Genomic DNA, 25,769 nt, shown 5'->3' with positions numbered 1-25,769 from the left:
GATTCGCGCACGGCGAGGGACGCCACCTGGTCGTTCGACAGGTGGCTAGAGTCTGGACGCCTCGGGAGAAGTCACGTCCGGCACCATAGCAACGGCACCGTGGGTGACGGCAAGGGAATTAGTGGCCGCGGGCGATCCAGTCGGCGAGGGACGGCTTTTCGGTGCCGATGGTGGTGGTGTCGCCGTGGCCGGTGTGCACGGTGGTTTCGTCGGGGAGGGTGAGCAGGCGGTCGCGGATCGAGGCGATGATGGTCTCGAAGTCGGAGTAGGAGCGGCCGGTGGCGCCGGGACCGCCGGAGAACAGGGTGTCGCCGGTGAAGAGGGCGGCGGCTTCGGGCAGGTGCAGAGAGACCGAGCCGGGAGAGTGGCCGGGGGTGTGCAGGAGGTCGATGTCGGTGTCGCCCACGGTGATTCGAGGGGTGTCGGCCAGTGAGCGGTAGTCGACGTCGGGGTGGGTCATCCGCCACAGCGGGTCGTCGGCGGGGTGCAGCAGGATAGGGGCGTCGAGCCGGGTGCTCAATTCCGGTGCGACGGTGACGTGGTCGTTGTGGCCGTGCGTGCACAGGATGGCGACGACGTTGCGGGTGCCGACGGCCTCGGCGATCGCGTCCGCATTGTGTGCGGCGTCGACGACGAGGACGTCGTGCTCGTCACCGATGAGCCAGACGTTGTTGTCCACGTCCCAGGTGCCGCCGTCGAGGGAGAAGGTGCCGGAGGTGACGACGCGTTCGATGTTCGTCACAGGACCACCACCGAGCGGAGCACATCGCCGGTGTGCATCGCGGCGAACGCCGCCTCCACCTGGTCGAGGGAGATGCGTTCGGTGACAAAGCGTTCCAGCGGCAGGCGGCCCTGCAGGTGCAGGTCGACCAGGGTCGGGAAGTCGCGTTCGGGCAGGCAGTCGCCGTACCAGGAGGACTTCAGCGCGCCGCCGCGGGAGAACAGGTCGATGAGCGGCATGTCGAGGGTCATGTCCGGCGTGGGGACGCCGACCAGGACCACGGTGCCCGCCAGGTCGCGGGCGTAGAACGCCTGCTTCCAGGTTTCCGGGCGGCCGACCGCCTCGATGACGACGTCGGCGCCGAAGCCGTCGGTGTACTCCTGGATCTTCTCGACCACGTCCTCGCTGGTCGCGTCGACGGTGTGGGTCGCGCCGAAATCGGTGGCCCAGTCCAGCTTCTGCTTGTCCCGGTCGACCGCGATGATGGTCTTCGCGCCTGCCAGCCGCGCACCGGCGATGGCCGCGTCGCCGACACCACCGCAGCCGATCACCGCGACGGTGTCGCCGCGGGACACGTTGCCGGTGTTCATGGCCGCGCCGATGCCTGCCATCACGCCGCAGCCGAGCAGTCCGGCGACCGCGGGGTCGGCGGCGGGATCGACCTTGGTGCACTGTCCTTCGTGCACCAGCGTCTTGTCGACGAAGGCGCCGATGCCGAGCGCGGGGCTCAGTTCGGTGCCGTCGGTGAGGGTCATCTTCTTGCTCGCGTTGTGGCTCGCGAAGCAGTACCAGGGACGGCCGCGCTTGCAGGCCCGACACTCGCCGCACACGGCCCGCCAGTTCAAGACCACGTAATCGCCGACCTCGACGTGGGTGACCGCATCGCCGACGGTCTCGACGATGCCCGCCGCCTCGTGCCCGAGCAGGAACGGGAACTCGTCGTTGATGCCGCCCTCGCGGTAATGCAGGTCGGTGTGGCAGACACCGCAGGCCTGCACCCGCACCACCACGTCGTGCGGGCCGGGATCGGGGATCACCACGTCGACGATCTCGACCGGCGCGCCTTTGCTGCGGGCGATGACACCGCGCACGGTTTCCGACACCTATGCCTCCTAGGAGATTTCGTCGACGCGGACCGTGTGTGCCCGCGAGCTGAGCACCGTCCATACTGCCGCGCTCGGCAGGGCGGCACCACCGCCGGGTGGCATCGGGCGGCCGAAGGGTTGACATTCCATAGTGGAGGGTTCATGCTTGAAGATATTCCACTGTGGAGGGTGGAACCGTCGACAAGGAATTCGGTATGGACATATCGCCCGGTACCCGCGCCTCGAACGCCGAACGTGAGAAGGTGGTGCGCTTGCTCACCCGGCACCTGGAGGACGGCCGGATCGACCTCGCCGAGTACGACGAGCGCGCCGCGAAGGTGTACGCGACCACAACCACGGACGATCTGCAGCTGGTGCTGTCGGACCTGCCCAAGCTGCCGAAAGAGACTGCGGCGAAAGCGGACTCAGGGTCTCGCATCCCGATCTGGCAGAAGATCGAAGGCAGCAGCTGGCTCGGTGTCAGCGTGCTCGTCCTGCTGATCTGGGGTGCTATCTCGCTGAGCGTTGGCGAGTTCACCTATCCGTGGCCGATCTGGGTGATCGGGCCGTGGGGTGCGGTTCTGGTGTTCCGCATGCTGACCGGGTTCGAGTCGGGTCGGTGCTCGCGCTACCTGCGTTGAGTGCGTTCGCTTGGATCGAGGTGCTCACCTCAGTTGAGCGGGGTCACCTGAGGTGAGCATGGTCGCCCGACTGAGGCAGGTCGGTTGAGATGAGTGTGGTCTCCCGGCTTACGGCCAGCGTGGCGTAGCGCCGTGCGATTGCGCGTGCCGGCCGGAGCCCGCGGAATTCGGTGGCGGGCTCGACCGGCGGTGCCTGCGTGCGGGCGGCTCGTCGTACTCGGCGGGCGACTGGTCCGTCCAGCGGGAGTATTCGTCGCGCTGCCGTGGCGGCTCGGGCGGCGCCTGCCGCTGTCGGGGCATCGATCGCTCGGGCCAGGACGGCTCGGCAACCGGCGTGGGCCGTTGCCGGGACGACGAAAGCGGCTCGTAGCGCGGGGCTGCCGGATAATCGTCCGGCAGCGGGGAACTGCCTCTGCGCTGCAACGGCAGGGGATCGTCCGATTCCCTGCGTCGCGAATGGTGCTGGGGCTGAGCGGCATCCCTGCGATACGGCCGCTCCGTCGCCGCGAGCGAGGGGTTTTCCAGCTGCGCCTGGATCGCGTCGAGACGCTCCCGCCGCGCCCGGGCGGCGGCTGGGTCCTCGTACGGCGACCGCGCGGGTTCGGAGTCGTGGTGCGGCCATTCGGTGTCCGGCTGCGCGTGCTGAGACCGTTTGGAGTTGCGCCGCTCGAGTGGGGGACGTGCGGTCTCGTCCCGGGTCGGCCAGTGTGGTGCGGGGTCGTCGTACGACACTGCGGAACTCTCGTAGGCCGGTACGGGATTCTCGTAGGGCAGTGCCGGATTGTCATAGGGCGGTGCGGGATCCTCCTGCCACACTGCCGCAGCCTCGTACGGTGGTGCCGCGGGCGCGAAGTCGTCACGCGGCGAGTATGTCGGTGCGGCGGAATGCCACTGTGTGCGAGCGGGTTCTGGTTCCCCGTAAGGTGACCGGGCGGGTTGCAGATCTTCGTGAGACGGATACGCGGCGAGGCTGGAATTCCACTGTGCGCGTGTAGGTTCCGGCTGCGCGTGAAGTGACCGGGCGGGTTCGTAGTCTTCGCGAGGCGAATACGGGGCGACATCGGAATCCCACTGTGTGCCAGCTGGTTCCGGCAGCCCATAAGGTAACCTGGCGGGCTCGTAGTCTTCGCGGGGTGGATATGCGACGGCCCCGGAATTCCACTGTGCGCGCGCTGGTTCCGGGACCTCGTACCGCGGTCGGACGGGCTCGAAGTCTTCGCGTGGAGTGGGAACCGAGGAGCGCCACCGTGCGGGTTCCGCATGGGGTGTGGGCGCAATGTCGTCATACGGTGCGCCCTCGTCGGCGCGCCACCGCGAGTGCACGGGCTCCGGATCCCGTTGTGGCCAGCCGGGGCCGGCGTCTTCATCCTGAAATGTCGCGGGTGCGAGAGCCTCTCGCCGTGCGCGCACGGGTACGTCCGGCTCGACGGAGTCCTCATCGAATACTGGTGCGACATCGCGGTACTGGCGACCGAGCTGCGCTCGCGCGGAAACGGGTACGTCGCGCCGGGGCGCCGGTTGGGGGAGACCGGGCTGCAGGATCGGCAGTTCCCGAGTTTCCTGAGTGGCGCTGACACCCTTCTCGCGATAGGTAGCCGGAATGTCGTGCGCGCGCAGCCAAGCGCCGGGATCATGCCTGCCGTGCCGATCGAGTTGCGGCACAACCTCTTCGAGCAGTTCCAGGATTTCGCCTTCGTCATCACCGAGGGCGGCGCGGATCTCGGGAAAGGTATCGGGGTGGAAGATCCACATCCATTCGTAGGCCGGATAGGTGCCGCCCAGATCATGACCGTGGAAGATGAGATCACCGGACCGGGCGATCTTGGCGCGCATCGACCAGCCCTCCGATTCGACCAGGAACTCCCGGTTTTCGGCGCGGTCCTTGCCCGCCCCGGCGCGACTTCTCGCCCCCGCGAGACCGTGTGCCCCTGTACGGCCCTTCGCCCTCGCACGACTCGTCGCCACCGCAGGATCTTTGGCCACCGCACGATCTTTGGCGCGCCCCCCGCGCATCTCCGCCCGCCCACTACGGCTTTCGGCCCGCACCGACTGAATCTCGTCCGCATCCTCATCGAGATAGTCGGTCAACTTGACCTCGAACCAGGCCGCCCCCAACCCGGCGGCCAACAGCGTGCCCGCGATGGCGACCTCAACCCACTTGTCCGCCAGCAGCGCGCTCTTGCTGTTCTCACACGCGTAGAGGAACAGCAGGCTACCGAGCAGCAGCAGCGCGATGCGGGCAAGCCGGAACGCCGTACTGGTCCCGGCTGGGGCTGGCATCCTGTGGCGCTCCAAACATTCCCGCTGGCGAATCAGACTGGATCGTATGCGGCGACGTCGCCGTATGGCAGGGTGTGCGGCGAGTCGGTCGGTCTATTGGTGTAAAGGTTCCGCTGAGGTCGAACAAGATGCCCGCATTCGTTACCTGCGAGCGGCACGCGTGTCGCCCGCGCGCGCTATGGTCCCGCATGTGGTGGGCGCGTCGGTCGCGGCATCGGATCCGGTGCGGTAGACACTAGGGACGACGCGTCCGGCAAACTTCGGGCACATCGAAATACGGGATATCGCCGGATGACTCGATAACCTACGTGTGTCGCCGAACCGCCGCGCGGCCACGGGGGTCGTCCCGCGTCCGCGGTGCTCGGCACTCGATGGATACCATGACTGGTCGCCCGCCTCTGTTGATCAGGCAGAACGGGTCGGCGTGCGCGACGGGCCCGGCAACGGGCAGCTTGCGGAACCGACGAAAACGGAAAGGTCGTCGAACTTGCATCTCAAGAGCCTGACGTTGAAGGGCTTCAAGTCCTTCGCGTCCGCGACGACGCTGCGGTTGGAGCCGGGGATCACCTGTGTGGTCGGCCCGAACGGCTCCGGCAAGTCCAATGTGGTCGACGCGTTGACCTGGGTCATGGGCGAGCAGGGCGCGAAGGCGCTGCGCGGCGGCAAGATGCAGGACGTGATCTTCGCGGGTACCGCGGGCCGGGCGCCGCTCGGCCGCGCCGAGGTCACCCTCACCATCGACAACTCCGACGGCGCGCTGCCCATCGACTACGCCGAGGTGTCCATCACCCGGCGGATGTTCCGCGACGGCGCCGGCGAATACGAGATCAACGGCAGCTCCTGCCGGCTGATGGACGTGCAGGAACTGCTCAGCGACTCCGGCATCGGCCGCGAGATGCACGTCATCGTCGGACAGGGTCAGCTCTCGGCCATTCTGGAATCGCGCCCGGAGGACCGGCGCGCGTTCATCGAAGAGGCCGCGGGCGTGCTCAAGCACCGCAAGCGCAAAGAGAAGGCCGTCCGCAAGCTCGAGGCCATGCAGGCCAACCTGGCCCGCCTCACCGACCTCACCACCGAACTGCGCCGCCAGCTCAAACCGCTCGGCAGGCAGGCCGAGGTGGCCCGGCGCGCGCAGACCGTGCAGGCCGACCTGCGCGACGCGCGCCTGCGCCTGGCCGCCGACGACCTGGTGACCCGCCGCGGCGAACTGGAGAGCCAGCAGAGCAAGGAAGCCTACGCGCGCGAACAGCACATCAACGTGCAGAGCGAACTCGACGCAGCCAATGCCGCACTGGCGCAGCAGGAGTTCCAGCTGTCCCGGCTGACCCCGAGCGCCGAGGCCGCCGCCCAGATCTGGTTCCAGCTGTCCGCGCTGGCCGAGCGGGTCAACGCGACCATCCGGATCGCGCAGGACCGAGCCCGCCACCTCGACACCGAGACCCCGGTCGGCAGCGGGCGCGACCCGGAGCAGCTGGAGGCCGAAGCCGAGCGGGTGGAGGCCGAGGAGGCCGAGCTGCGCGAGGCTGTCGAGATCGCCACCGAGACGCTGGAGGCGGCCCGCGACGCGCTGGCCGAACGCGAGCAGTCCGCCAAGGCCGCCGAGCAGGCGCACCTGGCCGCGGTGCGGGCCATCGCGGACCGGCGCGAAGGTGTCGCGCGGCTGGTCGGCAAGGTCGACACGCTGCGCACCCGGGCCCAGTCCTACGACGGCGAGATCGCCCGGTTGACGACGGCGATCGCCGACGCCAGGAACCGCGGCGAGGCCGCACAGACCGAATTCGACGCGGTACAGGCCGAACTCAGCGAGCTGGACGCCGGCGAGGCAGGCCTGGACGCCCAGCACGAGCACGCGGTGCAGGCACTCGCGCTGGCCGATCAGCGGGTGACCGAACTGCGCGAACAGGACCGGGAGGCGAGCAAGCGGGTCGCGTCCCTGACGGCGCGGATCGAGGCGCTCGGCATGGGTCTCGCCCGTCGCGACGGTGCCGCCTGGCTGGTGGAGCATCGGTCGCAGGGTCTGCTCGGGCCGCTGTCCGGACTGCTGCGGGTGCACGGCGGGTTCGAGGCCGCGGTCGCCGCCGCGCTCGGTCCGCTCGCGGACGCCGTCGCGGCGGACACCGGCGAGTCGGCGCACGACGCCATCCGCGCGTTGAAGGACGCCGACGGTGGACGCGCCGCACTGGTATTCGGTGCCGATGGCGTTTCCCGTCCGCAGCTCGGCCCGCTGCCGGGTGCGGCGCGCTGGCTCACCGACGTGGTCGAGTGCCCCGACAGCGTGCGCGGCGCGATCACGGCACTGACCGCCGGTATCGCCGTCGCCGACGACCTCGCCACCGCCAGGGCCGTGGTCGCGGCCCGGCCGGACGTCCGCGTGGTCACCCGCGACGGCGACCTCACCGGAACCGGTTGGCTGCTCGGCGGATCCGATCGCGCACCGAGTCAACTGGAGATCCAGGCCGACATCGACAACGCCAAGTCCGATCTCGTCGCGGCACAGCGGCGAGCCGAAGAGCTCGAGGCGGCGCTGTCCGGCGCGCTCGCCGAACAGGCCGATCGCAAGGACGCCGTCGACCAGGCACTGCTCGCGTTGCACGAATCCGACCAGTCATTGGTCGCCATCTACGACCGGCTCGGCAGGCTCGGCCATGCCGCCCGCACCGCGCAGGCCGACAGCGAGCGGCTGCTCGCGCAACGCACGGAGACCGAGACGGCCCGGGAGGAAGCGCTCACCTCGCTCGCCGAGATCGAGGACCGGCTGCGCAACGCCGAGCTCGAACAAACCGAGATCGACTCCGACGGCGCCACCGCGGGCACCGAGTCCGCGGGCCGCGAACGCGAGGAGGCCGCGGCCGCGCTGGCCGAGGCCCGGTCGATGGAGGTGGAGGCGCGCCTTTCCGTGCGCACCGCCGAGGAACGCGCGGAATCGGTCCGCGGCAAGGCGGATTCGCTGCGCCGGGCGGCGCGCGCCGAACGCGAGACACGGGCCCGCGCCGAACGGGCCCAGGCCTCGCGCAAGAAAGCCGCCGAAGTCGCCGCCGCCGTCGCGGAATCCGGGGCCAAGATCGCCGCAGAACTGGAAAAGGTGGTCGCCGAGGCCGGTACCCGGCGCGACGACCTGGTCCGCCGCCGTGGCGAAGCAGCCGCCCAGGTCGAGCAGGTCAAGGAGCGGGTACGCGCGCTGTCCACCCAGCTCGCCCAGCTCACCGACGCGGTGCACCGTGACGAAGTGGCGAAAGCCCAAGCGGCGCTGCGCATCGAGCAGCTCGAGACGACCATCTCCGAGCAGTTCGGCATCGCCCTCAACGATCTGATCGCCGAGTACGGACCCGACGTGCCGCTGCCGCCGTCGGACCTGGAGTGGCAGGAGTACGAGCAAGCCAAGGAGCGCGGCGAACAGGTCACCGCGCCCGCGCCGATGCCGTACGACCGGCCCACCCAGGAACGCCGCGCCAAACGCGCCGAGAAAGACCTCGCCACCCTCGGCAAGGTGAATCCGCTTGCGCTGGAAGAATTCGCCGCACTCGAGGAGCGCTACAACTTCCTGGCCACCCAGCTCGAAGACGTCAAGAACGCGCGCAAGGACCTGCTCGAGGTGGTCGCCGAGGTGGACGCGCGGATCCTGCAGGTCTTCACCGAGGCGTGGGAGGACGTCGAGCGAGAGTTCGTAGGCGTGTTCGCCAAGCTGTTCCCCGGCGGCGAGGGCAGGCTGCTGCTCACCGACCCGTCCGACATGCTCACCACCGGCATCGAGGTGGAGGCCCGGCCACCCGGCAAGAAGGTCAAGCGGCTGTCGCTGCTCTCCGGTGGCGAGAAGTCGCTCACCGCGGTCGCCTTGCTGGTGGCCATCTTCCGTGCCCGCCCGTCCCCGTTCTATGTGATGGACGAGGTCGAGGCCGCGCTCGACGACACCAACCTGCGTCGTCTCATCGGGCTGTTCGAGCAGCTGCGGGAGAAGAGCCAGCTGATCGTCATCACCCACCAGAAGCCGACCATGGAGATCGCCGACGCGCTCTACGGCGTCAGCATGCGCGGCGACGGCATCACCCAGGTGATCTCGCAGCGGATGCGCGGGGAGAACCTCGCGCCGGTGGGCGCGGCGTAACCGCGCTCAGTGCAACAGCTCATCCACCTCGGTGCGCCCGCCGTCGTCCCCGCCTCTTCTGCTCGAAGGTGCGCCGTCGCCGCTCGGGCGTGTTGTCAGGGCAGCGTGCTCACGCTGTCCAGGAGGGATTTGATCTGAGCGGCACCGGTTTCGGCGAGCCAGGTGTCGAATGTGCGCAGGCCAGGGTGGATTTCGCGGGTGGCCGCGATGTCGGCGCGCCAGCCGCCGGTGGCGCGCACGAGACGCCAGGTGTGCGCGATCATCTCGCCGAGTTCGGCGGCGGCTGCTTCGTCGAGTTCCTGATAGCGAACGGGGTGGCCGGTCGCCGCGGTGATCGCTGCGGCGGCGGCCGGTGGGGTGAGGGCATCGCCCGCGAGCTCGAGGGTTCGGCCGTGGAAGCGGTCGGGGTCGGCGAAAGTCAGCGCGGCGATGTCGGCGATGTCGTCCAGGGCAATGACTTTCAGCGGTCGGTCCGCCGGGAACAGGTGCCGGTGGACGCCGTCGACGATGCCGTCTATCGGCATACCGCGCATGAGGTAGTTCTCCATGAAGCGGACCGGGCGCAGCAGGGTGTAGCGGGCACCCGAGGCGGCGACGGCCTCCTCGATGCGGGTCTTGCCGTCCGCACCCCAGGCGTCGTCGGAGTTGAACGAGGCGATTCCGGTGAACACGATCTGTTCGACCCCGGCCCGGCGCGCCGCGTCGACCAGGGCGATGCCGCGCCGCGCTTCGCGGTCGACATCCCAGCCCTGCGGGTCGTAGACGGCGGGCGGCACCGCGAAAAGTGCTGTGGCACCGGCGAGTGCGGCGGAAAGGGTGTCGGGGGCGTCGAAATCGCCGACGGCGAGCTCCGCGCCGGCCGCGGCCAGGGCCTGGGCGGCGGGGGCGTGCGGGTCGCGGACCAGCGCCCGCACCGCCGTGCCGTCGGCCAGCAGCCTGCGGGCGGTCGCGCCGCCCTGCTTGCCGGTGGCTCCGGTGACCAGGACGAGGTTGTGCTGAGGGGACATGCGTGCCTTCTCTGTCGATAGAATCGGGTCGGGCGACCCGCATTCCGGACCATACGGGCGCTGAGACCCGGTTCGCCAGGTCATGCAAGGAGAGGGCGTAACGAAATGACTGCTCCTGGCGAGGCTGTGTCGAGTCCTGCTGCTCCGAGCCCCGCCGCACGGGCCGACGCCAGGCGTAACCGCGCGCTGGTGCTGGCGGCCGCGCAGCGGGCGTTCGCCGAACAAGGCCCGTCGGTGTCGCTGGCCGAGGTGGCCCGGCGGGCCGGCGTCGGGGCGGGCACCGTCTATCGGCACTTTCCGACGAAATTCGATCTGCTGGAAGCGGTTATGCAGCAGCGGGTCGACCGGCTGGCGAAGCTGGCCGCCGCCTACCTCGATGCGCCGGATCCGGGTGCGGCCTTCTTCGAGTTCTGCACCGAGGTGGTGGTGTCCACACCGGGTAATGAGGCGCTGTGCGACCTGGTGCAATCCGACGACGGCTGGCCGCGGGCTTTGCTGATGAGCGCGGGGGAGCGCTTCCATCGGGCGCTGGGGGCGTTGCTGCTGGCCGCGCAGCGGCAAGGCACGGTTCGCAGCGATATCGAGGTGCCCGATGTGCTGGCCATTTTCACCGGCTGTGTTGCCATTCAACGGCTTCGGCGATCCGTTGGGCGGATCGACCGCGCGGCCGTGTTGGTCCTCGACGCGATGCGCGCCACCCCGGCCGTAACGAATCGCTCGGCGGACGCTGATATGCGTAACGAATCAGCGGATAGTAACGAAACCGGCGACCCGCACTGCCCGGTATGCGACGCGCGGGTTCGGCACACCGGAACCGGCCGTCGCCCCCGCTACTGCTCGGCGGCGTGCCGGCAAAAAGCGCACCGCCGACGCGCCGCCGCCCGGCGACCGTGATCGACGGGGCATAGCGGCGGGCCGGAGCGGCTTGTCGCCGACGCTATGTCCCGTTGATCGTGAAGGGGTTCGGGGCTGTGATGTGAATCGCTTTGTCTGGGGACGGGACCCGATGGCGCATAAGCGACATGTGCCATCGGCGGTCGTGGCCCGGATGGGCGGGCTTTACAAGAGGTCGCTGACGTCGTTGGGGACGTCTACGGCGTACTTGCGCAGGATGTCCATCGAGATCACTTCCAGGGCGTTTTCGTGCGTGGCGGCCAGCACTACGGGTGCGGCGACACCGTCCTCATGCGCGTGTAGCCACCGCACGGCCACAACGCACCACCGGTCTCCTGGCTGCAAGCCCGGAAAGTTGTTCTCCGGGCGCGGCGTACTCAGATCGTTGCCGATAGACGCCTGGTGCTCCAGGAATTCGGCCGTGACGACGGTGCACACGGTGTGGCTACCGAGATCCTCCGGCCCGGTGCTGCAGCAGCCGTCCCGGTAGAAGCCGGTGAGAGGATCGGTGCCGCACTCTTCCAGCGGCCCCCCAAGCACGTTTCGATCGGTCACGTCGCCGATCCTATTGCCACCTCGCGAGAAGTTCCGCAGGACAAGAAATCTCGGGGGTTGTGTCTCTGCGCCGGGGCGGCGTGGTAAAGCGGGTCGGTCCGTTCTGCAAGGATGGGCGCGTGAGTGCCGAAGCCTGGATCCTGATCGCCGTGGCCGCTGCCCTGCTGCTCGTGGTGCTTGTTGTCGGTTTTGTCCGATACAAGCGCTCGCGGGTGTCACTGACGCCGCCAGCCGCCGACAAAGAGCTGACCGACAAGTCGGGTGGCTATGCGGCGTCCGGTGGGTTCAGTTTCAGTCAGGGTGGCACCGCGACCAAGCCCGAGCCGTTGTCGGTGGAGCGAACCGACACCGACGGGCAGCCGCACGTCGGTGACGACGCGGCCATCCCGCGGGATGCGCACAAGCGGGGGATCACCAACGTTCCGCTGCCGGAGGCCGACATTGTCGAGGCGCCGGAAACCGAGTCGGCCGGTGCCGATACCGCCGCTGACACGGAAACCGCGCCGATGGGGACCGCAGGGTCGGTAGAGGCCGGATCGGAAACCGCTTCCGCCGGACCGAGTACTGCCTCCGCGGGTTCGAGCGCCACGGCTGCTGAATCCGATGCTGCGGCGGCAGAGCCTGGCACGGCGGCCACCGGATCCGGCGCTGCGGCTGCGGAATCCGGCACTGCGCCGGTCGAGTCGGGCACCGCGCCTGCTGAGTCGGCCACTGCTGAATCCAGCACCACCCCTGCCGAATCCGCCACCACCGCCGCTGACTCGGGTACCACCCCGGCCGGGCCGAAAGCCCCGACCGGACCCACCAAAGCCCGGAAGGGCACCGGCACGGCTCCGTCCGGCACGGACGCGACCGCAGCCGGTACCGCTCCCGCCGCGCCCGACACCGCCGCCGGTGCCGAAGCCCCCATCCCGCTCGAAGACATCGACCCCACCGCGGGCCGTCTCGTCCGCCTGCGCGGCCGCCTGTCCCGCTCCCAGAACGCGGTCGGCAAGAGCCTGCTCGGCCTGCTCGGCGGCGGCGACCTCGACGACGAGTCGTGGGAGGAGGTCGAGGACACCCTGGTGCTCGCCGACCTCGGCACCGCAAGCACCGCCGCCGTGGTCGCCCGGCTGCGCGCGGAGATGGCCTCCCGCAGTGTCCGTACCACCGAGGCGGCGCGCGCGGTGCTACGCGACGTACTGATCGAGGCCCTGCGACCCGAACTCGACCGCTCGATCCGCGCCCTCCCGCACCCCGACCACCCGTCGATCCTGCTCGTCGTCGGCGTCAACGGCACCGGAAAGACCACCACCACCGGCAAACTCGCGCGCGTGCTCGTCGCCGACGGCCGTCGGGTGCTGCTCGGCGCGGCCGACACCTTCCGTGCCGCCGCCGCCGACCAGCTGCAGACCTGGGGTGAGCGCGTCGGCGCCGACACCATCCGCGGCAAGGAGTCCGCCGACCCGGCCGCCGTCGCCTTCGACGCGGTCACGGCGGGTATCGAACGCGGCGTCGACGCTGTCCTCATCGACACCGCGGGCCGCCTGCACACCAAAACCGGCCTGATGGACGAGCTGGGCAAGGTCAAGCGCGTCGTGGAGAAGAAGGCCGCCGTAGACGAGGTGCTGCTCGTCCTCGACGCGACCGTCGGCCAGAACGGCCTGATGCAGGCCCGCGTCTTCGCCGAGGTGGTCGACATCACCGGCGTGGTCCTCACCAAGCTCGACGGCACCGCCAAGGGCGGCATCGTCTTCCAGGTCCAGCACGAGCTCGGCGTCCCGGTGAAACTGGTCGGCCTCGGCGAGGGCGCCGACGATTTGGCACCCTTCGAGCCGGGCGCGTTCGTGGACGCACTGCTCGGCTGAGTCGGCCGCGCCGAAATATTTCTCCGCGCCCGTGGTGTTTGCGGCGAAACGCATCGCAAACGGAATGTTTGCTAGCTCTACTCGCCAGTAGCCGCAAATCCCTTTTGTCCGGCCTCGCCTGCCGACCGGCGCGAAAACTTGCCGGGAAAACCACGAAACGTGGAAGCAACACAACTGGCCCATCCGTTCACGCAGGCGAAACACGCCAGCTCTGTGGATGAAACACCAAGTGAGGACCCTTCTGTGCAGGTCCATTTGCCGGAGTCGGCAGGGCCCGAGATGAGGAGGACTTCAAGGTGGCATTTCCCCTTACCGGTGCACCGGACACCGGTGACACCGCATGGATGCTGGCGAGCTCAGCGCTCGTATTGTTGATGACGCCCGGTCTGGCATTCTTCTACGGCGGCATGGTCCGTTCGAAGAACGTGCTGAACATGATCATGATGAGCATCAGCGCAATGGGCCTCGTCGGCGTGCTCTGGTCGCTGTACGGATACTCGATGGCATTCGGTGACAACAAGTTCGGCGTTATCGGCGATCCCGCGCAGTTCTTCGGACTGAAGGGACTCATCGGCGGTAACGCGGTAGCCGAGGTCAAGGACGCGAGTGGCACCGTCACCACGGCGGCCACCGACATTCCGCTACTCGGCACGATTCCGATGACGGTGTTCGTCGCGTTCCAGCTGATGTTCGCCATCATCACGGTCGCCCTCATCTCGGGCGCGGTCGCCGACCGCCTGAAGTTCGGTTCCTGGCTGCTGTTCGCCGGCATCTGGGTCACCGTCGTCTACTTCCCGGTCGCGCACTGGGTGTTCGACTTCGACGCCAAGGACGCCGACGGCAACGTCATCCACGAGGGCGGCTGGATCGCCAACAAGCTGATGGCGGTCGACTTCGCCGGTGGTACCGCGGTGCACATCAACGCCGGTGCCGCCGCGCTCGCCCTCGTACTGGTACTCGGCAAGCGCAAGGGCTGGCCGACCACCCCATTCCGCCCGCACAACCTGCCGTTCGTCATGCTCGGCGCCGGTCTGCTGTGGTTCGGCTGGTTCGGCTTCAACGCGGGCTCCGCGCTCACCTCGGGCGGCCTGGCCGGCTCCACCTTCGTCATCACCGCCATCGCGACGGCGGCGGGCCTGCTGGCCTGGATCCTGGTGGAGAAGTTCCGCGACGGTAAGCCGACCTCGCTCGGCGCGGCCTCGGGCATCGTGGCCGGTCTGGTCGCCATCACCCCGGCCTGCTCCTCGGTGAACGTGCTCGGCGCGCTCGCCATCGGCGGCGTCGCCGGCGCGCTGTGCGCCCTCGCGGTGGGCCTGAAGTACAAGTTCGGCTTCGACGACTCGCTCGACGTGGTCGGCGTGCACCTGGTCGGCGGCATCGTCGGCACCTTGATGATCGGCCTGGTCGCCGCGCCCGAGACCGGTGCGGCCAAGACCGGCCTGTTCTACGGCGGCGGCATCGACCAGCTGTGGCGTCAGGCGGTGGGCGCCGGTGTGGTGCTTGCCTTCTCCTTCGTCGCCAGCCTGATCATTGCCTATATCGTGAAGTTCACCATTGGGCTGCGCGCGAGCGACGAAGCCGAGTCGGTGGGCTTGGACGAGTCCGAGCACGCGGAAACCGCCTACGATTTCGCCGCTGTGGGCAACACGGCACGTTCGGCCGTCAAGGAGGCATGACGAACATGAAACTGATCACCGCAATCGTCAAACCGTTCACACTCGAGGACGTCAAGACCGGGCTCGAGCAGGCGGGCGTGCTCGGCATGACTGTCAGCGAAGTCCAGGGTTACGGCCGCCAGAAGGGGCACACCGAGGTCTACCGCGGTGCGGAGTACTCCGTGGATTTCGTGCCCAAGGTGCGGGTCGAGGTGGTCGTCGACGACGCGTCCGTGGAGAAGGTCGTCGAGGTGATCGTGGAGGCCTCGCGCACCGGCAAGATCGGTGACGGCAAGGTCTGGGTGACTCCGGTCGACACGATCATCCGAGTGCGGACCGGCGAACGCGGTACCGACGCTCTGTAGGACAGATATCGATCGAGCGGCGGCCCCGCCTCCCACCGGCGTACCGGTCGGGGCGGGGCCGCGGCGCATGGATGGGCGGTGGGTTGTGGGTAGTGACGAGCACGGCGGTGACCGAACGGTGGCCGCGGACGCCAACGGCGGCAAGGTATCCAATGGAGCGGCCGATCTGGTCCGCGCTCGAACCCAACTACTCGACGGCGGCATGCCGCGCAATCCACGCCTCGATGCCGAGTCCCTGCGGCAAGCCCTGGTCGATCTCTACGAGCTGTGGCTGACCAGCAAAGGCACCGAACTCGGCATCACCAGGGACAGCGGCCTGGCCGTCGTCGCGGTGGGCGGGCTCGGCCGCCGGGAAATGCTGCCGTACTCCGATCTGGACCTGGTGCTGCTGCACGACGACGTGGACCCGGCCAGGGTCGCCGAGGTCGCCGATCAGCTCTGGTATCCGCTGTGGGACGCCCACATCAAGCTTGATCACAGCGTGCGGACCGTCCCGCAGGCGCTGCGGGTGGCCTCCGACGATCTCATCGCCGCGCTCGGCATGCTCGAGGCCAGGCACATCGTCGGCGACCAGGATCTGAGCGACCTGCTGATCGGCGGGGTGCGCCGGGAATGGCGGACCGGCATCCGCACCCGGTTCGAAGAGCTGATCGCCCAGGCCGAGGCGCGCTGGCAGCGCAGCGGCGAGATCGCGCACCGTGCCGAACCCGACCTGAAGAACGGGCGCGGCGGCCTGCGCGATATCCAGCTGCTCGACGCACTCGCCATCGCCCAATTGACCGATGCCATGCCGGGACTCGGCCCCGAGGTGCCCGGTGGTGGTCTGCGCCAAGCACATCGGCGTTTGCTGGATGTTCGCACGGAGCTGCATCGGGTGGCCGGTCGTGCCCGGGACCAGCTGCGCGCCCAGGATGCCGACGAGATCGGGGCCGCGCTGCGCATCGGCGACCGGTTCGATCTGGCGCGCACGCTCAGCGATTCCGCGCGCACGGTGAGCTACTCGGTGGACGTCGGATTGCGTACCGCGGCAAACGCATTGCCGCGCCGCGGCCTGGCTCGACTGCGCCGCATGCCGGTGCGCCGACCACTCGATGAGGGGGTGGTCGAGCACGCGGGCGAGGTGGTGCTGGCCAGGGACGCGCGGCCGCAGCGCGACCCCGGGCTCATCCTGCGGGTGGCGTCCGCCTCGGCGCAGACCGGGCTGCCGATGTCGGCCACCACGCTGAACCGGCTCTCCGAGGACGCGCCCGAACTGCGCGAGCCGTGGCCCAAGGACGCCCTCAACGACCTGCTGGTCCTGCTCGGCGCGGGCCGGGGTGCCATCGATGCGATCGAGGCACTCGACCGAACGGGCTTGTGGGGCAGGCTACTTCCGGAATGGGGTGCCGTCCGCGACCTACCGCCGCGCGACGCGCTGCACACCTGGACCGTCGACCGTCACCTGATGGAGACGGTGTCCTACGCCAGCGCGATGAGTACTCGCGTCGCCCGGCCGGACCTGCTCGCTCTGGGCGCGCTGCTGCACGACATCGGCAAGGGCCGCGCGGGCGACCACAGCGTCGTCGGCGCGGAATTGGCCACCCACATCGGCCGTCGGCTCGGTCTCTGGCCGTCGGATGTGCGCACGCTCAGCGCCATGGTGCGCCATCACCTGCTGCTCCCGGACACCGCGACCCGCCGCGACCTGGCCGACCCGGCCACCGTCCAGCGCGTGGTCGACCTGCTCGACGGCGACCCGGAACTGCTGGAGCTGCTGCACACCCTGGCCGAGGCGGATTCGCTGGCCACCGGCCCCGGCGTCTGGGGCGACTGGAAGGCCTCGCTCATCGGCGACCTCGTGCGCCGCTGCCGCCTGGTGATGGCAGGCGGCGAGCTACCCGAGCCGGAACCGATCGCGCCGGAACTGGTCGCCAAGGCCGCGTCGGGCGGCGTGCACGTCGAATTGAAGCCGGGGGAGGGCAAATACATCTACACGGTCACGGTGATCGCGCCCGACGCCGCGGGTCTGCTCTCCGACGCCGCCGGGGTGCTCGCGCTGCACTCGTTGCGGGTGCTTTCGGCCTCGCTCGGCGTCGAAGGTGACTCCGCCATCGACACCTTCGTGGTGTCGCCGAAGTTCGGTGACCCGCCGGATGCCGGACTGTTGCGCCAGGAACTCATCCGCGCCATCGCCGGTGACCTGGACGTGGCGGCGGTGCTGGCGAAGCGCGAGCGCGAGGCCGGTGGCGTCGGGCCCGGCCAGTACGCCCAGGCGCAACCCAGGGTGCTCTGGTCCGGCACCTCGGTCCCCGGTCAGGTGCTGCTCGAGCTGCGCGCCGAGGACCGGATCGGCGTATTGAGCCGGCTCGCCGCCGCGCTGGAGGCCTGCGGAGCCGACGTGCGCTGGGCAAAGGTGGTGACGATGGGCTCGGCGGTCGTCGATACCTTCTGTGTGGACCTCGGTAGCGAGGACACCCCGGACCGCCGGGCGGCCATCGAAAAGGCGATGCTCGCGGTCGTGCCGCGGCCCGCGCCGAAGAAGCCGGAGAACGGGATGCCGGGACCGGAGATCATCGGTTCCTGACCGGTACCTGCGGTAACCAATCTGTTGCACGTGATTTGCTGGAACCCATATCTCGAGGCCCCCTCACGTTCTAGTATCAGAGCGTCTGGCTATCGCTAGCATGAGGGGAGCACGTCGGTGGCAATTGAAGTTGTTTCGGCGTCGATGATGACGAGCGACGAGACCACGCATATGGCGCGGTGCGTCGGCGGAGATCGCTGGGTCGTTTCCTGGCTACCCGGTCGCACATTGTCCGGACAACAGGCTGTGACCGCCATGACCATCGCCTCCACGGTCGCCAACTCACGAATCCCCACGACCACGGAATGGGCCATTCTCGACGACCTGGCTCTCGAACTGGGATTGACCGCCCGCGAGGCGGTCTACATGGTTGCCCAGGAAAATCACGACTATCGCAAGACCGTCAAACCGCGTCGCCGTTCACTCGAATAGGCGCGCCGCTCGAGTGGGAAACACCTCGACCGGGAAGCGAAGCGGCCCGGTCGATTTCTCGCGTGTTCGCGCAGAGCGCGAATGCGCGAGACCGCCCCGTGCGCGGCCAGGCGGGTGATCCCATTACCCTGGGAGACAATTGACGTCCCCCGAGATCAGGAGCGCGATCGGTGTTCGAATCCCTGTCCGACCGGCTTACCGGTGCCCTCAAGGATCTGCGCGGTAAGGGGCGTCTGTCACCGGCCGACATCGACGCCACCTGTCGCGAGATCCGGCTAGCCCTGCTCGAAGCCGACGTCGCGCTGCCGGTGGTCCGCGGTTTCATCGCCCGGATCAAGGAGCGCGCCAAGGGCGCCGAGGTCTCCGCGGCGCTGAATCCGGCCCAGCAGGTCGTCAAGATCGTCAACGAGGAACTCGTCGGGATCCTGGGCGGCGAGACCCGGCGGATCACCCTGGCCAAGACCCCGCCGACCGTGATCATGCTCGCCGGTCTGCAGGGTGCCGGTAAGACGACCCTCGCGGGCAAGCTCGCCAAATGGCTGAAGGGACAAGGACATCAGCCGTTGCTGGTGGCCTGTGATCTCCAGCGGCCCGGAGCCGTCACCCAGTTGCAGGTGGTCGGTGAGCGCGCGGGCGTGCCCGTGTTCGCCCCGCACGGCGGCACCTCCATCGGCGGTGGCGACAACGCGCTTGGGGTCAGCGCCGCCGACCCGGTCGAGGTCGCCCGCGGCGGTATCGAAGAAGCCCGCGCCAAGCAGTACGACGTGGTCATCGTCGACACCGCCGGTCGCCTCGGCATCGACGAAGAGCTGATGCGCCAGGCCGCGGGCATCCGCGACGCCGTGCAGCCGGACGAGACGCTGTTCGTGCTCGACGCGATGATCGGTCAGGACGCGGTCAGCACCGCCGAGGCATTCCGCGACGGCGTCGGCTTCACCGGTGTCGTGCTCACCAAGCTCGACGGCGACGCCCGCGGTGGCGCCGCGCTGTCGGTGCGCGAGGTGACCGGCGCGCCGATCATGTTCGCCTCCACCGGTGAGAAGCTCGAGGACTTCGACGTCTTCCACCCGGACCGGATGGCCAGCCGCATCCTCGGCATGGGCGACGTTCTCAGCCTGATCGAGCACGCCGAGCAGATCTACGACCAGGAACAGGCCGAGGAAGCCGCCCGCAAGATCGGCAGCGGCGAGATGACGCTCGAGGACTTCCTCGATCAGATGCTCGCCATCCGCAAGATGGGCCCGATCGGCAACCTGCTCGGCATGCTCCCCGGCGCGGGCCAGATGAAGGACGCGCTCGCCGCCGTCGACGACAAGTCGCTGGACCGGGTGCAGGCCATCATCCGCGGCATGACCCCGGCCGAACGGGCCAACCCGAAGATCATCAACGCCTCCCGCAGGCTGCGCATCGCCAACGGCTCCGGCGTGCAGGTCTCCGAGGTCAACCAGCTCGTCGACCGCTTCTTCGAGGCGAAGAAGATGATGGCGATGATGGGCCGCCAGATGGGCATGCCCGGCTCCCGGCGCGCCAACAACAAAAAAGGCAAGAAGGGCAAGAAGGGTGGCCGCGGCCCCACGCCGCCGAAGGTGCGCGGTGGCATGCCCGGCCTGCCCGCGGGAATGCCAGGGATGCCCGCCGGCATGCCGGACCTCTCCAACATGCCCGCCGGGCTGGACCAGTTGCCGCCCGGACTCGAAGGGTTCGACCTGTCGAAGTTGAAGTTCCCGAAGAAGTAGCCGTTCGTCCGCCGCCCCGCACCGAGATCGCCGGTGCGGGGCGGTGTTCTGTCTTACGGGTTCTGCCTGCGATGCGTGACTGTCAGGGGGCGTGGACGTTAGGTTGGAAGGCAGCCGACGTCGTCTGGAGGTTGCTGTGCATCTGCGAGGTGTGGTTCTCCCCGGTGAGGAAGTCCGCGATCTGTGGGTGCGGGACGGGCTGGTGTCGTTCGAACCGGTGCCGGGCGCTGAAACATTGTGCCGCACAGGATGGATCGTGCCCGGCCTGGTCGACGCGCACTGCCACGTCGGGATCCGCTACGGCGGCGGCGACGAGGATCACGACGGCGCCATCGCGCAGGCCGAGACCGAACGCGACGCCGGTGCGCTGCTGCTGCGCGACGCCGGTTCGCCTATCGACACCCGGTTCATCGATGACCACGAGGAACTACCCCGGATCATCCGCGCGGGCCGCCACATCGCCCGCCCGCGCCGCTACATCCGCGAGCTCGGCATCGAACTCGACGACGAACGCGACCTGCCGGAGATCGTCGCCGAACAGGCCCGCTTCGGCGACGGCTGGGTGAAGATCGTCGGCGACTGGATCGATCGCTCCGTCGGCGACCTGCGTCCGCTGTGGAGCGACGCCATCCTCAAGGAGGCGATCGCCGCCGCTCATGCCAACGGCGCCCGCGTCACCGCCCATGTCTTCGGCGAGGACGCGCTACCCGGCCTGATCGACGCGGGCATCGACTGCCTCGAGCACGGCACCGGCCTCACCGACGACACCATCGAGATGATGGTGGAGCACGGCACCGCCCTGGTGCCGACCCTCGTCAATATCGACACCTTCCCCGAAATCGCCGACAGCGCAGGCAAATTCCCCACCTACGCCGCGCACATGCGCGACCTGCACCGCCGGGTCCGCGGCACCGTGGCCAACGCCCACGACGCGGGCGTGCCGATCTTCGCGGGCACCGACGCGGGCGGATCCATCCGGCACGGTCGTATCGCCGACGAGATCACCGCCCTCGCTGGAGCGGGCCTGTCCGCGCACGACGCCCTCGGCGCCGCCTCCTGGAACGCCCGCAGGTGGCTCGGCCGCCCCAGCATCGAACCCGGCACCCCCGCCGACTTCGTTGTCTACCAAGAAGATCCGCGCACCCATCCCGAAACGCTCACCACCCCGTGTGCGGTAGTCCTGCGCGGCCGCTTGTATGCCGATCACACGCCCGTCACCGGCCACCGGTAGTCGACCGGAAACTGGCGGTGCGATTACCGCCACCATTCTCCCGTGATCATGATCGCGTCTCGGGTGCCCGCGTAGGGTCAGGTGAATGAGCATTCGCCTCGGTTATCAGATGCCCAACTTCAGTTACGGCACGCCAGTTCGCGAGTTGTTCCCGACCGTTGTCGCGCAGGCCAGTGAGGCCGAGGCGGCGGGGTTCGACACGGTGTTCGTGATGGACCATTTCTATCAGTTGCCCGGCCTCGGTGAACCGGAGGATCCGATGCTGGAGGCCTATACCGCGCTGGCCGGAATCGCCGCCTCGACGGAGCGAATTCAATTGTCCGCGTTGGTGACCGGCAATACCTATCGCAATCCGGCTTTGCTCGCGAAGACTGTCACCACGCTCGATCTGGTCAGTGCCGGCCGCGCGATTCTCGGCATCGGCGCGGGCTGGTTCGAGCTGGAGCACAGGTCCTATGGCTTCGAATTCGGTTCCTTCACCGAGCGTTTCGAGCGGCTCGGCGAGGCGTTGCAGATCATCGAGCCGATGCTGCGCGGCAAGCGGTCCACCTTCGACGGCAAGTGGTATCACACCGACGACGCCATCAACGAGCCGCGGTTGCGCGACGATCTGCCGATCATGCTCGGCGGAGCGGGGGAGAAGAAGACCTTCGCGCTGGCCGCCCGCCATGCCGACCACCTCAACATCATCTGCAATGCCTCTGAACTGCCGCGGAAGATGGCGGCTTTGCATCAGCGCTGCGCCGAGATCGACCGTGATCCGGCCACGCTGGAAGTCAGCTACCTGTGCTTCCTGATGGTCGACGAGGACGGCGACCAGGCGCGCGAACAACAACGGGACTTCTTGCGCAGCATCGATATCGATCTGTCCACGCTGTCCGAGGAGGAACGCAAGCAGACCGTCGCCGACCGTCAGTTCGTCGGCACGCCCGATGAGGTTGCCGAACAGTTGCAGACCAGGGTGCTCGACCATGGTGTGCAGGGCATCATCGTGAACATGGTGACCAACGGTCACGAGCCCGGCGCGGTCGAACTCGCCGGACGCACCCTTGCTCCGCTGGTCCGCTGAGTATCGAAGGCCCTGAAAAGTGTTGGGGCGCGAAAACTTTTAGGCTCGATAGAATCGGTGTTGTGACGACGACCACCCCGCGGCGCGCGTCCTACGGCTTCGACGCGCCGCCGGTCATGCTCACATTGGGTGTCCTCGCAGTCGGCTTTCTCGCAGCCGCCGTCGGCAACGCGGTGGTCGGCAATGCCGCACCGGCCTGGCTGACCCTGCTGGGCGGTCTCGCCATGGCCGTGCAGTTCGGGCTCTTCCTGCACGCGACCCGGCGCGGGAAGTTCCGCGCCTGGGAACGCCTGCTCGACGATCTCGGCTTGCGCGGCGACGAGCGCCTGCTCGACCTGGGCTGCGGTCGCGGTGCGGTGCTGCTGGCCGCCGCGAAACGGCTACCCGAGGGGCGCGCGGTCGGCATCGATTTGTGGCGCTCCGTCGACCAGTCCGGCAACAGTCTCGCAACCACCGAGCGGAACGCCGTGGCCGAAAACGTCGCCGACCGCATCGAATTGCACACCGGCGACATGACCGCCCTGCCGTTCCGCGACGGCGAATTCGACGTGATCGTCTCCAGCCTCGCCATCCACAACATCAAAGCCCCCGCGCGCCGGGCCGCCGCCGTGCGCGAGGCGCTCCGGGTGTTGCGCCCCGGCGGCCACCTGGTGCTGGTCGACATCGGCCGGACCGGCGAATACGAGTCCACGTTGTCTGCCAACGGTGCGGAGACGCTCACCGCGCGCACCCTCGGCTGGCAGCTGTGGTGGGGCGGGCCATGGACGAAGACGCACGCGCTCACTGCCGAAGCTCCGCCCGCGACTTGAGCGCGAGGCACGGCGGAAATCCGCGGCACCGATGAACCCGCGGCACCGATGAATTCCGTTGGCGCGGCACGTCTCGAGTAGAAGACGCATTCCCGACCGGCAGGAGCAGCGATGCGGGACCTGATAGTGACCGAGAACATCACCCTGGACGGCGTGATCGAAGCCGCGGACTGGTTCGCGGTGGCCAACGCCGACGGGGTGGATCAGTCCGACCTCACGGCGGTGCTCGGCACGCACATGGCGAGCTCCGACGCGGTGCTGTTCGGCCGGGTCTCCTTCGAGCAGATGCGCGGGTACTGGCCGAAGCAGACCGACGACCCGACCGGCGTCACCGACCACCTGAACAAGGCGACGAAATACGTCGTGTCGAGCACCCTGGAAGGCCCCGAGTGGGAGAACACGGTGATCCTGCGCGGTGTGGACGAGCTCAGCGCGGTGCGTGCGCAGCCGGGTAAGGACATCGTCGCGACCGGCAGCATCCAGCTGGTGCACGCCCTCATCGCCGCCGATCTGGTCGACGAGTACCGCCTGTTCGTCTACCCGGTGGTCCAGGGCACGGGCCGGCGATTGTTCGCCGACGCTGCGCGGATCCCGGCGTTGCGCCTCATCGAGACGCAACCGTTCAAATCCGGGGTGGTGCTGCTGCGCTACCGGCGGCGGTAGCGGGCCGGCCTGTCTCGAGGTACGCGATTTCTGGTGGCGGTGACCCATCTGGCACAATGAACAACCGTCCTTCCGGACAAGTGTCAGCCCGTCTCCGGTTACGTACCGCGCGGCGGTCACACACTCCATGCGCTAAACCGGGCTCGCAGACCGTGCGGGTCGCTGAATTGCGCCGTGACCAACCTACGAAAGAGGCAGAACAAGCATGGCTGTTCGCATCAAGCTCACCCGCCTGGGCAAGATCCGCAACCCGCAGTACCGCATCGTCGTCGCCGACGCGCGCACCCGCCGGGACGGCCGGTCCATCGAGTCCATCGGCCTGTACCACCCGAAGGAAGAGCCGTCGCTCATCGAGATCGATTCCGAGCGCGCTCAGTACTGGCTGAGTGTCGGCGCGCAGCCGACCGAGCCCGTCCAGCGCCTGCTGGAGATCACCGGTGACTGGCAGAAGTTCAAGGGCCTGCCGGGCACCGAGGGCACCCTGAAGACCAAGGCGGAGAAGACCTCCAAGCTGGACCTGTTCAACGCCGCGCTGGCCGCCGCCGACAACGCCCCGACCAACGAGGCCGTCACCCCGAAGAAGAAGGCCGCCAAGAAGGAAGAGGCCGCCGAGGCGCCCGCCGCTGCCGAGGCCGCTGAGTAATGAGTGCCGTCGTCGCCGATGCCGTTGAACATCTTGTTCGCGGCATCGTCGCCAATCCCGATGACGTCCGCGTCGAGCTGATCACCGGCCGCCGCGGACGCACCGTCGAGGTGCATGTGCACCCCGACGACCTGGGCAAGGTGATCGGTCGCGGCGGTCGTACCGCGACCGCGCTGCGCACCCTCGTCGCCGGCATCGGCGGCCGGGGCATCCGGGTCGACGTGGTCGACACCGACCAGTAGATGGAACTTGTCGTAGGACGGGTCGCCAAGTCGCACGGCGTGCGCGGTGAACTGGTCGTCGAGATACGCACCGATGATCCTGCGGCCCGGTTCGCGCCGGGCAGCACGCTGCGCGGACGGCTGCCGCGATCCAAAGAAGTCCGCGACTTCACCGTGGAGTCGGCCCGGGAGCACTCGGGCCGGCTTCTGGTGTTTCTCGCCGGTGTCGCCGGCCGGGACGCGGCCGACGCATTGCGCGGCACGCTGTTCGTGGTCGACAGCGAGGACCTGCCGCCGTCCGACGACCCGGACGAGTACTACGACCACGAACTCGAGGGGCTGACCGTCCAGCTCACCGACGCGACCGTGGTCGGCACCGTGCGCGAAGTGCTGCATTCCGCTGCGGGAGAACTGCTTTCGGTGACCGCCGCGGAAGACGGCCGGGAGATCCTGATCCCCTTCGTCACCGCCATCGTGCCAACGGTGTCCCTCGCGGACCGGCTGATCGTCATCGATCCGCCCGAAGGACTCCTCGATCCGGAATGAGGTCGGCGTGAAACTCGATGTCGTCACGATCTTCCCGGAATACCTGGAGCCACTGCGAACGGCGTTGCTCGGCAAGGCAATCGACAAGGGCCTGCTCTCGCTCGACGTGCACGACCTGCGCCGCTGGACCCACGACGTGCACAAGTCCGTCGACGATTCGCCCTACGGCGGCGGACCGGGCATGGTCATGAAGCCGACGGTCTGGGGTGACGCCCTCGACGAGGTCTGCCCCGACGACGCGCTGCTGGTCGTCCCGACACCCGCCGGTGTGCCGTTCACCCAGGAAACCGCGCACCGCTGGGCCGCCGAAGACCACCTCGTTTTCGCCTGCGGCCGCTATGAAGGCATCGACCAGCGCGTCTTCGACGACGCCGCCCGCCGAGTCCGCGTCGAAGAGGTCAGCATCGGCGACTACGTCCTCATCGGCGGCGAGGCCGCCGTGCTCGTCATGACCGAAGCCGTCGTCCGCCTGCTGCCCGGTGTGCTCGGCAATCAGCAATCGCACCAAGAGGATTCGTTCTCCGACGGCCTGCTCGAAGGGCCCAGCTATACCCGCCCCGTCGTCTGGCGTGACCTCGAGGTCCCCTCGGTGCTGCTGTCCGGCGACCACGCCAAGGTGGCCGCCTGGCGCCACGAGCAATCCCTCGAGCGCACCCGCGCCCGCCGCCCGGACCTGCTTCCCGACACCGACTGAAGGTGCTCTC

Annotated in this window: 22 protein-coding genes; 17 read left to right on the top strand and 5 right to left on the bottom strand. The window is 68.6% G+C overall.

All coding sequences use genetic code 11. The features are described 5' to 3' along the window. Nucleotides 1-118 precede the first annotated feature (118 nt). Nucleotides 119-742: an MBL fold metallo-hydrolase gene (locus DMB37_RS10225; protein ID WP_135232494.1), complete on the bottom strand. Its 624-nt coding sequence runs from the start codon at nt 740-742 to the stop codon at nt 119-121. Continuing rightward, nucleotides 739-1,824: an S-(hydroxymethyl)mycothiol dehydrogenase gene (locus tag DMB37_RS10220; protein WP_135232493.1), complete on the bottom strand. Its 1,086-nt coding sequence runs from the start codon at nt 1,822-1,824 to the stop codon at nt 739-741. Before DMB37_RS10220 ends, DMB37_RS10225 begins: the two co-directional genes overlap by 4 nt. Before the next feature lie 197 nt (nt 1,825-2,021). Between DMB37_RS10220 and DMB37_RS10215 the strand changes: the two genes are divergently transcribed. Next, a complete protein-coding gene (locus DMB37_RS10215; protein WP_135232492.1) occupies nt 2,022-2,447 on the top strand; it encodes a DUF1707 domain-containing protein in 426 nt (141 codons plus the stop codon). Nucleotides 2,448-2,555: 108 nt separating this feature from the next. On the opposite strand, the gene DMB37_RS10210 is transcribed toward DMB37_RS10215, so the two are convergent. Beyond that, a complete protein-coding gene (locus DMB37_RS10210; protein ID WP_135232491.1) occupies nt 2,556-4,727 on the bottom strand; it encodes a hypothetical protein in 2,172 nt (723 codons plus the stop codon). 487 nt (nt 4,728-5,214) lie between these two features. Between DMB37_RS10210 and smc the strand changes: the two genes are divergently transcribed. Further along, nucleotides 5,215-8,829: a chromosome segregation protein SMC gene (smc, locus tag DMB37_RS10205; protein ID WP_135232490.1), complete on the top strand. Its 3,615-nt coding sequence runs from the start codon at nt 5,215-5,217 to the stop codon at nt 8,827-8,829. A gap of 95 nt (nt 8,830-8,924) precedes the next feature. On the opposite strand, the gene DMB37_RS10200 is transcribed toward smc, so the two are convergent. Beyond that, nucleotides 8,925-9,836: an NmrA family NAD(P)-binding protein gene (locus tag DMB37_RS10200; protein ID WP_135232489.1), complete on the bottom strand. Its 912-nt coding sequence runs from the start codon at nt 9,834-9,836 to the stop codon at nt 8,925-8,927. Nucleotides 9,837-9,941: 105 nt separating this feature from the next. Between DMB37_RS10200 and DMB37_RS10195 the strand changes: the two genes are divergently transcribed. Continuing rightward, the gene (locus tag DMB37_RS10195) at nt 9,942-10,730 is read left to right on the top strand and encodes a TetR/AcrR family transcriptional regulator (protein ID WP_135232488.1); all 789 of its coding nucleotides are present in this window, start codon (nt 9,942-9,944) and stop codon (nt 10,728-10,730) included. A gap of 165 nt (nt 10,731-10,895) precedes the next feature. Here the strand turns inward: DMB37_RS10195 and DMB37_RS10190 are convergent, their stop codons facing one another. Further along, a complete protein-coding gene (locus tag DMB37_RS10190) occupies nt 10,896-11,285 on the bottom strand; it encodes a DUF2237 family protein (protein ID WP_040737431.1) in 390 nt (129 codons plus the stop codon). 119 nt (nt 11,286-11,404) lie between these two features. Between DMB37_RS10190 and ftsY the strand changes: the two genes are divergently transcribed. The 14 genes from ftsY (at nt 11,405) to trmD (ending at nt 25,759) form a co-directional block, all read left to right on the top strand. Continuing rightward, nucleotides 11,405-13,132, top strand: coding sequence for a signal recognition particle-docking protein FtsY (ftsY, locus tag DMB37_RS10185; protein ID WP_135232487.1), 1,728 nt, complete (start codon nt 11,405-11,407; stop codon nt 13,130-13,132). Between the two features lie 296 nt (nt 13,133-13,428). Next, nucleotides 13,429-14,808, top strand: coding sequence for an ammonium transporter (locus DMB37_RS10180; RefSeq protein WP_167768797.1), 1,380 nt, complete (start codon nt 13,429-13,431; stop codon nt 14,806-14,808). A gap of 5 nt (nt 14,809-14,813) precedes the next feature. Further along, nucleotides 14,814-15,152 carry a P-II family nitrogen regulator gene (locus tag DMB37_RS10175; RefSeq protein ID WP_107660780.1) on the top strand — a complete coding sequence of 113 codons (339 nt, stop codon included), beginning with the start codon at nt 14,814-14,816 and terminating at the stop codon, nt 15,150-15,152. Between the two features lie 85 nt (nt 15,153-15,237). Beyond that, nucleotides 15,238-17,715, top strand: a complete 2,478-nt coding sequence (locus DMB37_RS10170; protein ID WP_370465359.1) for a [protein-PII] uridylyltransferase — start codon at nt 15,238-15,240, stop codon at nt 17,713-17,715. Between the two features lie 117 nt (nt 17,716-17,832). After that, nucleotides 17,833-18,147: a hypothetical protein gene (locus DMB37_RS10165; protein WP_306796301.1), complete on the top strand. Its 315-nt coding sequence runs from the start codon at nt 17,833-17,835 to the stop codon at nt 18,145-18,147. 170 nt (nt 18,148-18,317) lie between these two features. Then, a complete protein-coding gene (gene ffh, locus DMB37_RS10160) occupies nt 18,318-19,883 on the top strand; it encodes a signal recognition particle protein (RefSeq protein WP_135232486.1) in 1,566 nt (521 codons plus the stop codon). Nucleotides 19,884-20,019: 136 nt separating this feature from the next. Then, nucleotides 20,020-21,114, top strand: a complete 1,095-nt coding sequence (locus tag DMB37_RS10155; RefSeq protein WP_135232485.1) for an amidohydrolase family protein — start codon at nt 20,020-20,022, stop codon at nt 21,112-21,114. An 85-nt stretch (nt 21,115-21,199) separates the two neighbouring features. Further along, entirely contained in the window at nt 21,200-22,183 is a 984-nt protein-coding gene (locus DMB37_RS10150; protein WP_135232484.1) for an LLM class F420-dependent oxidoreductase, read from the top strand. A gap of 62 nt (nt 22,184-22,245) precedes the next feature. Next, nucleotides 22,246-22,992 (top strand): class I SAM-dependent methyltransferase, encoded by a 747-nt coding sequence (locus DMB37_RS10145; RefSeq protein WP_135232483.1) that lies wholly within the window; start codon nt 22,246-22,248, stop codon nt 22,990-22,992. A gap of 111 nt (nt 22,993-23,103) precedes the next feature. Next, nucleotides 23,104-23,655, top strand: coding sequence for a dihydrofolate reductase family protein (locus tag DMB37_RS10140; protein ID WP_135232482.1), 552 nt, complete (start codon nt 23,104-23,106; stop codon nt 23,653-23,655). Nucleotides 23,656-23,860: 205 nt separating this feature from the next. Beyond that, nucleotides 23,861-24,298 carry a 30S ribosomal protein S16 gene (gene rpsP / locus DMB37_RS10135; protein ID WP_135232481.1) on the top strand — a complete coding sequence of 146 codons (438 nt, stop codon included), beginning with the start codon at nt 23,861-23,863 and terminating at the stop codon, nt 24,296-24,298. Next, entirely contained in the window at nt 24,298-24,540 is a 243-nt protein-coding gene (locus tag DMB37_RS10130; RefSeq protein WP_011210690.1) for an RNA-binding protein, read from the top strand. Before rpsP ends, DMB37_RS10130 begins: the two co-directional genes overlap by 1 nt. Next, nucleotides 24,541-25,065, top strand: a complete 525-nt coding sequence (gene rimM / locus DMB37_RS10125) for a ribosome maturation factor RimM (protein ID WP_135232480.1) — start codon at nt 24,541-24,543, stop codon at nt 25,063-25,065. Nucleotides 25,066-25,072: 7 nt separating this feature from the next. Continuing rightward, nucleotides 25,073-25,759 carry a tRNA (guanosine(37)-N1)-methyltransferase TrmD gene (trmD, locus tag DMB37_RS10120; protein WP_135232479.1) on the top strand — a complete coding sequence of 229 codons (687 nt, stop codon included), beginning with the start codon at nt 25,073-25,075 and terminating at the stop codon, nt 25,757-25,759. Nucleotides 25,760-25,769: the final 10 nt, after the last annotated feature.

This window comes from Nocardia sp. CS682 (genome assembly GCF_004634405.1).
In the GTDB taxonomy this organism is placed as follows: domain Bacteria; phylum Actinomycetota; class Actinomycetes; order Mycobacteriales; family Mycobacteriaceae; genus Nocardia; species Nocardia ninae.
The sequence above is the reverse complement of the archived record's forward strand: the minus strand, read 5'-3'. Positions and strand labels throughout refer to the sequence as shown.

What these genes read in the sequence shown, in the direction of transcription:
- DMB37_RS10195 (WP_135232488.1), top strand. Translation starts at nt 9,942, where the DNA reads ATGACTGCTCCTGGCGAGGCTGTGTCGAGTCCTGCTGCTCCGAGCCCC.
- DMB37_RS10140 (WP_135232482.1), top strand. Translation starts at nt 23,104, where the DNA reads ATGCGGGACCTGATAGTGACCGAGAACATCACCCTGGACGGCGTGATC.
- rpsP (WP_135232481.1), top strand. Translation starts at nt 23,861, where the DNA reads ATGGCTGTTCGCATCAAGCTCACCCGCCTGGGCAAGATCCGCAACCCG.
- DMB37_RS10150 (WP_135232484.1), top strand. Translation starts at nt 21,200, where the DNA reads ATGAGCATTCGCCTCGGTTATCAGATGCCCAACTTCAGTTACGGCACG.
- DMB37_RS10130 (WP_011210690.1), top strand. Translation starts at nt 24,298, where the DNA reads ATGAGTGCCGTCGTCGCCGATGCCGTTGAACATCTTGTTCGCGGCATC.
- DMB37_RS10200 (WP_135232489.1), bottom strand. Translation starts at nt 9,836, where the DNA reads ATGTCCCCTCAGCACAACCTCGTCCTGGTCACCGGAGCCACCGGCAAG.
- DMB37_RS10215 (WP_135232492.1), top strand. Translation starts at nt 2,022, where the DNA reads ATGGACATATCGCCCGGTACCCGCGCCTCGAACGCCGAACGTGAGAAG.
- rimM (WP_135232480.1), top strand. Translation starts at nt 24,541, where the DNA reads ATGGAACTTGTCGTAGGACGGGTCGCCAAGTCGCACGGCGTGCGCGGT.
- DMB37_RS10175 (WP_107660780.1), top strand. Translation starts at nt 14,814, where the DNA reads ATGAAACTGATCACCGCAATCGTCAAACCGTTCACACTCGAGGACGTC.
- DMB37_RS10210 (WP_135232491.1), bottom strand. Translation starts at nt 4,727, where the DNA reads ATGCCAGCCCCAGCCGGGACCAGTACGGCGTTCCGGCTTGCCCGCATC.